Genomic DNA, 12,995 nt, shown 5'->3' with positions numbered 1-12,995 from the left:
TTGAAGGCCCGAGTCCCGGTGTCCACGGAATGGGAAATGGGCCCCAAGGGCGCCGGGGGAGGGTCGAAAGACCCTGTCCGGCATGTCCGTTGTGCCGTATATCACTTATTCCGTGCGCTCTGTCGGACGGATCCGCCGCACCCAGCACGGATGATGGAAGGCATGCACGTCAAGCCCGTCGCCCCGGCGCTCCGAAGGGTCGCGGCCCTCGGCCGCCGAACCGCCGGAATCCGTTCCGGATCCCCGCGCGCGCTGGACGTCCTCACCGCCCTCGGCTGCCTCGGCCTGATGGCCCTGGACCTGCCGGGACTGGCCGCCGCCGACAACTCGCTGAGCGGCCCGGCCGCCGCCGCGGTCCTCACCGCCGGCGCCGCCACCCTGCTGCTCCGCCGCCGGATGCCCTGGCTGCCGCTGGCGGTGGCCCTGCTCTTCATCGGCTGGCTGCACGAACTCACCCTGATCCAGTTCGCCCTCTACTCGGTGGGCCGTTACCGGGGCCGGTCCGCCGGGATCCTGGCCACCCTCGGCTACATCGCCTTCGCCCTGGTGCTGTTCGCGGTGCCGGGCTGGGCCCAGGACGGCACCGAGACCCTCAGCTCCTTCCTCAGCCTGGTGGTGCCCATCGGTGTGCTGGCCTCCGGTGTCGGGATCGCCGCCTACCGGCAGGACCTGGTCCGCGAACTCGACGCCCGGCGCTCCGAGTCGGCCGTCCGGCTGGCCGTGGAGGAGGAGCGCACCTCGGTGGCCCGGGACGTCCACGACTTCGTCGGCCGGGAGCTGACCCTGCTGACCGTCCGCTCCGAGGTGCTGTCGATGCGGACCAGGCAGACCGCGTACGCCAAGGACTTCGAGGAGCTCGCCGACACCGCGCGCCGGGCCCATCTGGTGCTGAACGAGATCATCGTGCAGCGCGGCGAACGCACCTCCACCCCCGGCGTCGAAGGGCTGGCCGCCCTGGCCGCGGAGAGCGACCGGGCCGGCTCCCCGGTCCGCCTGGACCTGGACCCGGAGGTGCGCGGACTGTCCCCGCTGCGGCAGGCGGCGGTCTACCGGGTGGTGCAGGAGTGCCTGACCAACGCCGCCAAGCACGCCCACGGCCAGACCGTACGCGTCTCGGTGGCCGCGGCCGGCCCGGAGCTGCGGATCGAGGTCAGCAACCCGCTGCCGACCGGAACCGGCGGCCGGGCCCCGGTGTCGGCGGGCTCGGGCACCGCCAGCATGTCCGAGCGGGTCCGCAGCCTCGGCGGCACCCTGACCGCCGACCGCGCCGACGGGTCCTACCGGGTGCTCGCCATCCTGCCCCGCTACTGAACCGCCCCCGCTGCCGGACCTACTGAACCGCGGAGAACACCGACTTCAGTCCGTCCAGGTCCTCGACACAGCGCCCCGACCCCAGCGCGACGCAGTCCAGCGGGGCGTCCGCCACGAACACCGGGATACCGGTGGCCGAGGCCATCCGCAGGTCCAGCCCGGGCAGCAGCGCCCCGCCGCCGGTCAGCACGATGCCGTGCTCCATCACATCGCCGGAGAGCTCGGGCGGGCAGTCCTCCAGGGTGGCCCGCACCGCCGCCACGATCGCCTCCACCGGATCCTCCAGGGCGGCCCGCACCGCGGCCGCCGTCAGCTCCAGGGTCCTGGGCATGCCGCCGACCTTCTCCCGGCCCCGCACCGGCAGGGTCCGGGACTCCAGCTCCGGCCGGTCCGGCACCGGCCAGGCCGAGCCGATCGCCACCTTGGCGTCCTCGGCGGTCCGCTCGCCGATCAGCAGCGCGTGCTCCTTGCGCACGTACTCCATGATCGCCTCGTCCATCCGGTCCCCGCCCACCCGCAGGGACCGCGCGGTGACGATCCCGCCCAGCGATATCACCGCGACCTCGGTGGTGCCGCCGCCGATGTCCACGACCATCGAGCCGCGCGGCTCCTCCACCGGCAGCCCCGCCCCGATCGCCGCCGCCATCGGCTCCTCGATCAGATGGACGGACCGGGCGCCGGCCCGGGCGGAGGCGTGCACGATGGCCCGCCGCTCCACCGGGGTCACCCCGGAGGGCACGCACACCACCATCCGGGTGCGGGTCCGCCGCCCGGGCACCGCCTTGCGGACGAAGTGCCGGATCATCTCCTCGGCCACCTCGTAGTCGCAGATCACCCCGTCCCGCAGCGGGCGGACCGCGGTGATCGACCCCGGGGTGCGGCCGATCGTGGCCTTGGCCTCGTCCCCGACCGCCAGCGCGGTGGTGGTGCCCGCCCGGACCGCGACCACGGACGGCTCATTGAGGACGATCCCGTGCCCTCGGGCGTAGACCAGGGTGTTCGCGGTCCCCAGATCGATCCCGATGTCCCGGCTGGACCCCGCCCTGCTGGTACTGGCCTGCGGCATTTGTTCCCCAATCTCCTGCCGCAAGGCTTGCACGACGATCAAGGCCGCCCCCCCCGCCGAAGGTCCCGAACCGCCCGGGCCGGAAGTCCCGGCCGCCCCCGTCCGTAGACTGGGCCCGTGAGTGAGCAGCAGCCCGAGCCCAGCGACCGCAGCCGGTCCGAGATGTTCGACGAGTTCGACGAGATCGTCGCCGACCAGACCGACCGTGACCCCGACCTGGCGGTGATCGAGGCCGGCAGCCGGACCCTGCGCGCCCAGGCCGGCCCGCCGCAGGGCGACCCGGTGCCCTCCCGTCCCGCGGACCCGGAGGTCGCCGCGGCCCTCCAGGAGGTGGAGCGGGAGCTGGCCACCCGCTGGGGCGAGACCAAGCTGGAGCCCTCCGTCAGCCGGATCTCCGCGCTGATGGACGTCCTCGGCGAGCCGCAGCGCGCCTACCCCTCGATCCACATCACCGGCACCAACGGCAAGACCAGCACGGCCCGCATGATCGAGACCCTGCTGAACGCCTTCGAACTGCGCACCGGCCGGTACACCAGCCCGCACGTGCAGTCCGTCACCGAGCGGATCAGCCTGGACGGGGCGCCGATCAGCGCCGAGCGGTTCGTCGAGACGTACCAGGACATCAAGCCGTACGTGGAGATGGTCGACGCCTCCGAGGACTACCGGCTGTCCTTCTTCGAGGTGCTCACCGGAATGGCCTACGCGGCCTTCGCGGACGCCCCGGTGGACGCGGCCGTGGTCGAGGTCGGCATGGGCGGCAGCTGGGACGCCACCAACGTGATCGACGCCGCGGTCGCCGTGGTCACCCCGATCAGCCTGGACCACACCGACCGGCTCGGCACCACGCCGGCCGAGATCGCCGGTGAGAAGGGCGGCATCATCAAGCAGGACGCCACCGTCATCCTGGCCCAGCAGCCGGTGGACGCGGCACAGGTCCTGCTCAAGCGGGCCGTCGAGGTGGACGCCACCGTGGCCCGGGCCGGCATGGAGTTCGGGGTGCTCTCCCGCGAGGTCGCCGTCGGCGGCCAGCAGCTCACCCTGCGCGGTCTGGGCGGCGAGTACGACGGGATCTTCCTGCCGCTGTACGGGGCGCACATGGCGCACAACGCGGCGGTGGCCCTGGCCGCGGTCGAGGCCTTCTTCGGCATCGGCGGGCAGCACGCCCGGACGCTGGACGCGGACACCGTCCGCAAGGCCTTCGCCTCGGTGTCCTCGCCCGGCCGGATGGAGGTGGTGCGGCGCAGCCCCACCGTCGTCCTGGACGCGGCGCACAACCCGGCGGGCGCCCAGGCCACGGCGGAGGCGGTCACCGAGTCCTTCGGCTTCAGCCGGCTGATCGGGGTGCTGGGCTCCAGCGACGGCAAGGACGTCCGGGGGGTGCTGGAGGCCTTCGAACCGATCCTCGCCGAGGTGGTCGTCACCGCGAACACCAGCCACCGGGCGATGGACGCGGACGAGCTCGCCGCCATCGCGGTGGAGGTGTTCGGCGCGGACCGGGTGCAGGTCGAGCCCAGGCTGGACGACGCCCTGGAGGCGGCGATCACCCTGGCGGAGGAAGAGGCCGAATACGGTGGGGCCGGGGTGCTGGTCACCGGTTCCGTGATCACGGTGGGCGAGGCCCGCCTGCTGCTGAAGAGGGGCTGAACCCACGTGCGTACCCTGTGCGCCTCGACGCTCATCGGCGAGTTCTTCGTCGTCGGCTTCGCGGGCCTGGTGGCCATGAAGAACCCCGACCTGACCCAGGTCCAGGTCTGGTCCGTCTGCGGGACGGTGATGCTGCTGTCGGTGCTGCTGTGCGGGATGCTGTCCCGCCCCGGCGCCGTGCAGATCGGCTGGGCCCTGCAGGCCGGGCTGGTCCTGAGCGGTTTCGTGGTCCCGGCGATGTTCGTCCTGGGCGCCGTCTTCGCGGTCCTGTGGTGGTGCTCGGTGCACTACGGCCGCAAGGTCGACGAGATCAAGGCCCGCTGGGCCGCCCAGGCCGAGACCGAGGCCGAGGCCGGGGCCTGACCCCCTGTAGCCTCGTACGACCGCACCCGTTTGCCGCAAGGAGCCGCACCCATGTCCCAGCGCACTCTCGTGATCCTCAAGCCCGACGCCGTCCGTCGCGGCCTGATCGGCGAGGTCATCGGCCGCATCGAGCGCAAGGCCGGCTGGACCATCCCCGCGCTGGAGCTGCGCACCCTGGACCAGGAGACCCTGGAAGCCCACTACGGCGAGCACAAGGGCAAGCCCTTCTACGAGCCGCTGATGGGCTTCATGGCCTCCGGCCCGGTCGTGGTCCTGGTGGTCGAGGGCGAGCGCGCGATCGAGGGCGTCCGCCAGCTGGCCGGCCCCACCGACCCGATCGCCGCGGCCCCCGGTTCCATCCGCGGGGACTTCGGCAGCATCGTCCGGGAGAACCTGATCCACGCCTCCGACTCCGAGGAGTCGGCCGCGCGCGAGCTGAAGCTGTTCTTCCCGGCGCTCTGAACCGGCAGCGGCCGAACATCAGCCGAATAGCGCTCATGACCTGGGGCGACCGAAGTAATTTCGGTCGCCCTTCGGTATTCCCGGGCCGCACCGGGAACGCATGGACAGGACCCGACGTCACCACTAGTGGGGTGCCCGGCCGGGCGGGTAACCGTTTCGGCGGCACCGCCGGAGTCCCGTCGCGCGATGTGCTCACCTGCGGCACTACGATGGGGCCTCCACCCACACACCCACCTCGCCGACCTGACAGCAGCCGCTATCAACTGGAAGGCCAGACGCTCCTCATGGGGAACAAGGGGAACAACATGTCGTTCATCGGCCGTGACATGGCGATCGACCTCGGGACCGCCAACACGCTGGTGTACGTGAGGGGCCGGGGGATCGTCCTGAACGAACCTTCCGTCGTGGCCATCAACACGAACACCGGTGGCATCCTTGCGGTCGGATCCGAAGCGAAGAAGATGATCGGCCGGACGCCCGGCAACATCGTCGCCGTACGCCCCCTGAAGGACGGCGTGATCGCCGACTTCGAGATCACCGAGCGCATGCTCCGCTACTTCATCCTGAAGATCCACAAGCGGCGCTACCTGGCCCGCCCGCGCGTCGTGGTCTGCGTGCCCTCCGGCATCACCGGGGTCGAGCGCCGCGCCGTCATCGAGGCGTCCACGCAGGCCGGCGCCCGCCAGGTGCACATCATCGAGGAGCCCATGGCCGCCGCCATCGGCTCGGGCCTGCCCGTCCACGAGGCCACCGGCAACATGGTCGTGGACATCGGCGGCGGCACCACCGAGGTGGCCGTCATCTCGCTCGGCGGAATCGTCACGGCGCAGTCCATCCGGGTGGCCGGCGACGAGCTGGACAACGCGATCATCCAGCACATCAAGAAGGAGTACAGCCTCCTGCTGGGCGAGCGGACCGCCGAACAGATCAAGATCACCATCGGTTCGGCCTACGACCTCGACAAGGACGAGCACACCGAGATCCGCGGCCGCGACCTGGTCTCCGGGCTGCCCAAGACCGTGGTCATCTCGGCCGCCGAGGTCCGCAAGGCCATCGAGGAGCCGGTCAACGCCATCGTCGACGCGGTCAAGACCACCCTGGACAAGTGCCCGCCGGAACTCTCCGGCGACATCATGGACCGCGGCATCGTCCTCACCGGCGGCGGCGCCCTGCTCCGCGGACTGGACGAGCGGCTGCGCCGCGAGACCGGCATGCCCATCCACATCGCCGAGGACCCGCTCGACTCGGTGGCCCTCGGATCCGGCAAGTGCGTGGAGGAGTTCGAGGCCCTCCAGCAGGTCCTGGACGCCCAGCCCCGGCGATAGCCGGCCCGCCCGGAGGGCAAGCGGAACACAAGGATCCGCCGTACGGGTGCTGCCGCTCCCGTCCGGCGGATCGTTGATATACAGACATACGAAGATTCCGACGAGGAAGGCACGGCCGCCGCACGTGAGGGACACACGAGAGAGCCGGCTGCTCCTGGTACTGCTGGTCGCCATCGCGTTCGCGCTGATCACGGTGGACATCCGGGCGGGCGAGGAGTCTCCGGTCGACGGTGCCCGGCAGGCCGCCGCCGCGGTCTTCGGCCCGGTGGAGAAGGGCGTCGCCACGGCGGTCGACCCGGTCGCCAACGCCATAGGAGCGGTCCGGGACTCCGGGGAGCGCCACAACCGGATCAGCGTCCTCGAACGGGAGAACGCCGCCCTGAAGGCCAAGCTCGGCAGCGAGGACGTCAACCGCAGCCGGATCAACCAGCTGGACACCATGCTCAAGCGGGCCGGCGCCGGCCAGTACGGCATCAAGGGCGCCGAGGTCATCGCCATAGGAGCGGGCCAGGGCTTCTCCTGGACCGTCACCATCGACGCCGGCAGCAAGGACGGCATCCAGCGCGACATGACCGTCCTCAACGGGGACGGACTGGTCGGCCGGGTCACCACCGTCGGCCCCGACACCGCCACCGTGCTGCTGGCCAACGACCCCGACTTCACCGTCGGCACCCGGCTGGAGAAGACGGGCGAGCTCGGCTTCGCCACCGGCCAGGGCGACCGGGCGCTGGCCGTCCAGATGCTCAACGGCAAGGCGAAGGTCAAGCCGGGGGACCGGCTGGTCACCTTCGGCTCCCGCGGCAACAAGCCCTTCGTGCCCGGGGTCCCGCTCGGCGAGGTGGTCCGCGTCGACCCCTCCGGCGGCGGACTCACCCGCACCGTGCACGTCCGGCCGTTCGTCGGCTTCTCCCGTCTCGACATCGTCGGCGTGGTCGTGGTCGCCCCCCGGACCGACCCCCGCGACGCCGTCCTCCCGCCCAAGCCGGCGGCCCCGAAGCCCATCCCCACGGTCACCGTCACGGTCACGCCCTCCCCGAGCATGTCCGGCCGGACCGAGGACGAGGAGAGCTGACCTCATGCGCTTCAACCGGATCCTGCTCTCGTCCACGCTGGTCGTGGTCGCCCTGGTCGTCCAGGTCACCGTCCTGGGCCGGCTCCAACTGCCCGGCGCCGTGCCCGACCTGATACTGCTCACCGTGGTCGCGCTGTCCCTGGTCTACGGGGCCACCTCCGGCGCGCTGCTCGGCTTCGCCGCCGGACTGCTCACCGATCTGGCCCCGCCCGCCGACCACGCCGCCGGCCGCTACGCGCTGGTGCTCTGCGTGACCGGCTACCTGGTCGGGCTGGCCCGCCCGGACACCGGACGGTTCCGCTCGGCCTGGGGCCCGATGCTGACCGTGGTCGCCGCCGCCATCGGCTCCACCCTGCTCAACGCCGGGGTCGGCAACCTGGTCGGCGACACCGCCGCCCAGAACGTGGGCCTGACCGGGCTGCTGTTCACCTCGGTGCTCTACGACCTGCTGCTGGCCCCCTTCACGGTGCCGTTCATCATGGCGCTGGCCCGCCGCGCCGAGAACGACCCGATGGCGGTGGAGGCCAACGGCGGCCCGCCGCAGGGCACCGACGTGTCCTCCGGCTGGCTGGCCGGCGGCACCGGACTGCGGATCGGCAGCCAGCGCGGCGGACTGCGGATGCGCACGGCCCGCGGCCGGGCCAACCGGGCCGTGCGCATAAAGGGCGTCAAGGGCGTGAAGAGCGTCAAGAAGCTGTGACGGGGGAGCACGACGCATGACCAACATTCCGGAGACCGGCCGCACCCCCCGGGTGCAGATCCGGCTCGTGATCATCCAGGTGCTCGTCTTCTCGCTGCTGTTCACCCTCGGCGGGCGGCTCTGGTACCTGCAGATCCGCAACGGCCACGAGTACGCCGACGAGGCCAAGAACAACCACGTCCAGCAGGTGGTCCAGCCCGCCGTCCGCGGCTCCATCCTGGACGCCCGCGGCGTCCCGATCGCCGACAACGAGACCCGTCTGGTGGTGTCCGCCTCCCGGACCGAGCTCATGAAGATAAAGGACAAGGGCAAGGCGGTCCTGACCCGCCTCGCCGGGGTCCTGGACATGCGGCCGCAGGAGGTCATGGACAAGGTGCGGCTCTGCGACTCGCAGACCCCCAAGCCCTGCTGGAACGGTTCCCCGTACCAGCCGATCCCGGTCACCCTGGAAGCCACCACCCAGCAGGCCCTGCAGATCCGCGAACGCCCCGAGGACTTCCCCGGCATCACCGCCGAGCCCACCGCCGTACGCCGCTACCCGGCCCCCGGCGGCTCCAACACCGGCCAGGTCCTCGGCTACCTCTCCCCGGTCACCGACGACGAGATCCAGCAGGCCAAGAACACCAACTCGCCGTTCCTGCGCTCCGACCAGGTCGGCCGCTTCGGCCTGGAGCGCACCTACGACCGCCAGCTCCGCGGCAAGGCCGGGGTCACCCGCTACGAGGTCGACAACCTCGGCCGGGTCATCGGCGAGGCCGCCAACGACCCCACCGTCCCCGGCGCCAACCTGGTGACCAGCATCGACGCCCGGGTCCAGGCCGTCGCCGAGTACGAACTGCTCGCCGCCATGAAGGAGGCGCGCAAGGTCAACGACCGCAACACCGGCGTCAACTACAAGGCGGACGCCGGCGCCATCGTGGTCATGGAGTCCAAGACCGGCCGGGTGGTGGCCATGGCCTCCAACCCCACCTACGACCCCAACGTCTGGGTCGGCGGGATCTCCGGCAAGGACTACGCCCGGCTCACCGACAAGAAGTCCAACGTCCCGCTGATGAACCGGGCCATCCAGGGGCAGGCCGCCCCCGGCTCCATCTTCAAGGTCATCCCGACCGCCGCGGCCGTCAACGCCGGCTACGAGTTCGACGGCAACTACCCCTGCCCCAGCTCGTACGCGATCGGCGGCCAGGTCTTCAAGAACTTCGAGTCCCAGGGCCACGGCTCCATCAGCCTCGGGCGCGCCCTGGAGGTCTCCTGCGACACCGTCTTCTACGCCCTCGCCCACCAGCAGTGGCAGAAGGACGGCGCGCTCAAGCCGGTCAAGCACCCCAAGGACATCTTCTACAAGACCGCCAAGCAGTTCGGACTCGGCTCCGAGACCCAGATCGACCTCCCCGGCGAGGTGACCGGCCGGATCCCCGACCGCCAGTGGAAGCAGAGCTTCTGGGAGGCCAACAAGGACTACTGGTGCAAGATCGGGAAGAAGGGCGGCACCTACGTGGAGCTGCTCTCCTACGAGAACTGCCTCGAAGGCAACATCATGCGCGCCGGTGACCCGGTCAGCTACTCGATCGGCCAGGGCGACACCCTGGTCACCCCGATCCAGATGGCCGTCATCTACGCCGGCATCGCCAACGGCGGCACCATGTGGAACCCCACCATCGGCAAGGCGATCATCAGCGCCGACGGCAAGGACGTCCAGGAGATCAAGCCGCAGGCACACGGGAAGCTCCCGATGTCCGAGGCCACCCGCAAGAAGATCGACGAGGCGCTGGAGGGCGTCGCCACCCGCGGCACCGCCGCCTGGCGGTTCGGCGGCTGGCCGCAGAAGCAGATCCCGATGCACGCCAAGACCGGCACCGCCGAGGTCTACGGCAAGCAGACCACCTCCTGGTTCGCCACGTACACGGAGGACTACACGATCGTGATGACGATCTCCCAGGGAGGCACCGGCTCCGGTGCCTCCGGGCCCGCCGTGCGCAACGTCTACAACGCCATCTACGGCCTGGACATGGAAGGCAAGCAGGACCTGAAGAAGGCCCTGCTGCCGCGGCCGCAGAAGGGGCTGCCGAAGGTCCAGCCGGACGGCACCATCGAGGCCCCCGCGATCCGGCCCTACGTGCCCCCGTCCAAGGAGGAGGCGGTCCCGCCGCTCGCCGGCCCGCCCGCCCCGCCCCCGGGGAGGATGGACTGATGCCCACCGCGAACACCTTCTCGGTCTCCCGGTACGCCCCCAAGCAGGGCCCGCTCGCCCGGCTCACGGCCCGCGACTCGATAGTGCGCCGGCTCGACTGGCCGATACTGCTGTCGGCCCTGGCGCTGTCCCTGATCGGGTCGCTGCTGGTCTGGTCGGCGACCCGCAACCGGACCACCCTCAACCAGGGCGACCCGTACTACTTCCTGTTCCGGCACCTGCTGAACACCGGCATCGGGCTGGTCCTGATGGTGGGCACCGTCTGGCTGGGCCACCGCACCCTGCGCGGTGCCGTGCCGATCCTCTACGGGCTCTCGCTGATCCTGGTCCTCGCCGTGCTCACCCCGCTCGGCGCGACCATCAACGGCGCCCACGCCTGGATCGTCATCGGCGGCGGGTTCTCGCTCCAGCCCTCCGAGTTCGTCAAGATCACCATCATTCTGGTGATGGCGATGCTGCTGTCCGCCCGGGTGGACGCCGGGGACCTCGCACATCCCGACCACCGCACCGTGGTCAAGGCCCTGTGCCTGGCCGCCGCGCCCATGGGCATCGTCATGCTGATGCCCGACCTGGGCTCGGTGATGGTCATGGTGATGATCGTGCTCGGCGTGCTGCTGGCCTCCGGGGCCTCCAACCGCTGGGTGCTGGGCCTGCTCGGCTCCGGCGCCGGCGGCGCGATCCTGATCTGGCAGCTCGGCGTCCTCGACGAGTACCAGATCAACCGGTTCGCGGCCTTCGCCAACCCGGAGCTCGACCCGGCCGGCGTCGGCTACAACACCAACCAGGCACGGATCGCCATCGGCTCCGGCGGGCTGACCGGCTCCGGACTGTTCAAGGGCTCGCAGACCACCGGCCAGTTCGTCCCGGAGCAGCAGACCGACTTCGTGTTCACCGTGGCGGGGGAGGAGCTGGGCTTCCTCGGGGCCGGGCTGATCCTGGTCCTGCTCGGCGTGGTGCTCTGGCGGGCCTGCATGATCGCCCGCGAGACCACTGAGCTGTACGGGACCATCGTGGCGGCCGGCATCATCGCCTGGTTCGCCTTCCAGGCCTTCGAGAACATCGGGATGACCCTCGGCATCATGCCGGTGGCCGGGCTGCCGCTGCCCTTCGTCTCCTACGGCGGATCCTCCATGTTCGCGGTGTGGGTGGCGGTGGGGCTGCTCCAGTCCATCCGGGTCCAACGGCCGATGTCGGCCTGACCGGGGCCGGATTCGGACGGGAGCGTACGGATCCGGCCGGAAGTCCGCCGTTCATCTCCACGCCGCCGTCCGTTCGGGACTAAATTCGGTTCATGGCGGACACGAAGCGCGAGATCGAGCGGAAATTCGAGTTCACTAAGCCGAAGGCGGCCCGGCGCGGGGTCCCCGACCTCACCGGCACCGACCGGATCGCGGAGGTCCGGGACCGGGGCGGCATCGACCTGGACGCCGTCTACTACGACACCCCCGACCGCCGGCTCGCCGCCGACGGGCTCACCCTGCGCCGCCGGACCGGCGGCGAGGACGCCGGCTGGCACCTGAAACTGCCGGTCGCCCCCGGGGTCCGCGACGAGGTGCGGGCCCCGCTCGGCGAGACCCTGCCCCGGGCGCTGGCCCAGCTGGTCCGCTCCCGGGTCCGGGACGCGGCCCTGGAACCGCAGGTCCGGCTGCTGTCCTCCCGGCAGGTCAGCGACCTGCTCGCGGCGGACGGCACCCTGCTCGCCGAACTCAGCACCGACGAGGTCACCGCCGAGGGCGCCGACACCAGCGTCCGCTGGACCGAGGTCGAGGTGGAACTCGCCGACGGCACCGACCCCGCCCTGCTGGACGCCGTGGAGAAGACCTTCCGCAAGGCCGGACTGAAGGTCTCCGACGCCCCCTCCAAACTCGCCCGCGCCCTCGCCGAGACCGACCGGGCCGCCGGACCGGCCGCGGACCGGGAAGCCGCCGACACGGCCGACGGCCCCCGACCCGGCCCCGCCCCGGACACCGCCGGCGCGCACCTGCTCGGCTACCTCCGCGCACAGGTGGACACCCTGATCGCCCAGGACCCCGCGGTCCGCCGCGACCAGCCCGACTCGGTCCACCAGATGCGGGTCGCCTGCCGCCGGCTGCGCAGCGCCTTCAAGACCTACCGCAAACTGCTGGACCCCGCCGTCACCGCCCCCGTCGCCGAGGAGCTCCGCCGGCTGGCCGCCGAACTCGGGGTGGACCGCGACCAGGAAGTCCTCCTCGACCGGATCCAGCGGGCCCTGGACGGCCTGCCCCGCGAGGTCCTGCTCGGCCCGGTCCGCGGCCGGCTGCGGACCTGGAACAACTCCCGCCGCTCCGGATCCCGCCGCCGGGCCCTCGCCGCCCTCGACAGCGCCCGCCACCTCACCCTGCTCGGCACCCTCGAATCCCTCCTCGCCGACCCCCCGCTGCTCCCCGCCGCCGGGAAACCCGCCGAACGCGTTTTCCCCAAGGCCGTCCTGCGTGAGCAGGATCGGCTGGCCGACCGGATCGGGACCGCCCTCGCCCTGCCCGCCGGAGCCGACCGGGACCTCGCCCTGCACGAGGCCCGCAAGGCCGCCAAACGCGCCCGCTACGCCGCCGAGGCCGCTGTCCCCGCCCTCGGCAAGCCCGCCACCCGGCAGGCCAGGGCGATGAAGGCGGTGCAGACGCTGCTCGGCGACCACCAGGACAGCGTGGTCGCCCGCACCGCCCTGCGGGACCTGGCCGGCCACGCCCACGGCGCCGGGGAGTCCGGCTTCACCTGGGGAGTGCTCTACGCCCACGAGGAGGCCCTGGCCGAGCGGCGCGAACGCGAACTGCCCGAGCTGTGGGCCCGTACGGAGGCCGACCATGAGCGGCCGGGCCTCGGGGTACGCTAGAGAGTCGCCC

Annotated in this window: 11 protein-coding genes; 10 read left to right on the top strand and 1 reads right to left on the bottom strand. The window is 71.6% G+C overall.

Annotated features, from left to right (window positions below):
• Positions 1-162 precede the first annotated feature (162 nt).
• Complete coding sequence (locus ACZ50K_RS03710) at positions 163-1,311, top strand: sensor histidine kinase (RefSeq protein WP_468896969.1); 1,149 nt, start codon at positions 163-165, stop codon at positions 1,309-1,311.
• A gap of 19 nt (positions 1,312-1,330) precedes the next feature.
• On the opposite strand, the gene ACZ50K_RS03705 is transcribed toward ACZ50K_RS03710, so the two are convergent.
• Positions 1,331-2,377, bottom strand: coding sequence for a rod shape-determining protein (locus ACZ50K_RS03705; RefSeq protein ID WP_468896967.1), 1,047 nt, complete (start codon positions 2,375-2,377; stop codon positions 1,331-1,333).
• A gap of 162 nt (positions 2,378-2,539) precedes the next feature.
• Between ACZ50K_RS03705 and folC the strand changes: the two genes are divergently transcribed.
• From folC to ACZ50K_RS03660, 9 genes are all read left to right on the top strand, one after another.
• A complete protein-coding gene (gene folC / locus ACZ50K_RS03700) occupies positions 2,540-4,021 on the top strand; it encodes a bifunctional tetrahydrofolate synthase/dihydrofolate synthase (RefSeq protein ID WP_468897212.1) in 1,482 nt (493 codons plus the stop codon).
• A 6-nt stretch (positions 4,022-4,027) separates the two neighbouring features.
• The gene (locus ACZ50K_RS03695) at positions 4,028-4,384 is read left to right on the top strand and encodes a DUF4233 domain-containing protein (RefSeq protein ID WP_468896965.1); all 357 of its coding nucleotides are present in this window, start codon (positions 4,028-4,030) and stop codon (positions 4,382-4,384) included.
• A 51-nt stretch (positions 4,385-4,435) separates the two neighbouring features.
• Entirely contained in the window at positions 4,436-4,846 is a 411-nt protein-coding gene (ndk, locus tag ACZ50K_RS03690) for a nucleoside-diphosphate kinase (RefSeq protein ID WP_468896963.1), read from the top strand.
• A gap of 305 nt (positions 4,847-5,151) precedes the next feature.
• A complete protein-coding gene (locus ACZ50K_RS03685) occupies positions 5,152-6,171 on the top strand; it encodes a rod shape-determining protein (protein ID WP_008738981.1) in 1,020 nt (339 codons plus the stop codon).
• 124 nt (positions 6,172-6,295) lie between these two features.
• Positions 6,296-7,243, top strand: coding sequence for a rod shape-determining protein MreC (mreC, locus tag ACZ50K_RS03680; protein WP_468896961.1), 948 nt, complete (start codon positions 6,296-6,298; stop codon positions 7,241-7,243).
• 4 nt (positions 7,244-7,247) lie between these two features.
• Positions 7,248-7,943 carry a rod shape-determining protein MreD gene (mreD, locus tag ACZ50K_RS03675; RefSeq protein WP_468896959.1) on the top strand — a complete coding sequence of 232 codons (696 nt, stop codon included), beginning with the start codon at positions 7,248-7,250 and terminating at the stop codon, positions 7,941-7,943.
• Between the two features lie 16 nt (positions 7,944-7,959).
• Positions 7,960-10,134 carry a penicillin-binding protein 2 gene (gene mrdA / locus ACZ50K_RS03670; RefSeq protein WP_468896958.1) on the top strand — a complete coding sequence of 725 codons (2,175 nt, stop codon included), beginning with the start codon at positions 7,960-7,962 and terminating at the stop codon, positions 10,132-10,134.
• A complete protein-coding gene (rodA, locus tag ACZ50K_RS03665; RefSeq protein ID WP_468896957.1) occupies positions 10,134-11,333 on the top strand; it encodes a rod shape-determining protein RodA in 1,200 nt (399 codons plus the stop codon). Before mrdA ends, rodA begins: the two co-directional genes overlap by 1 nt.
• Positions 11,334-11,425: 92 nt before the next feature.
• Positions 11,426-12,985 carry a CYTH and CHAD domain-containing protein gene (locus ACZ50K_RS03660; protein WP_468896956.1) on the top strand — a complete coding sequence of 520 codons (1,560 nt, stop codon included), beginning with the start codon at positions 11,426-11,428 and terminating at the stop codon, positions 12,983-12,985.
• The last annotated feature ends 10 nt before the right edge of the window (positions 12,986-12,995 follow it).

The organism is Streptomyces sp. NPDC033845 (assembly GCF_055576225.1).
This window is presented reverse-complemented; position numbering and strand designations above follow the sequence as displayed.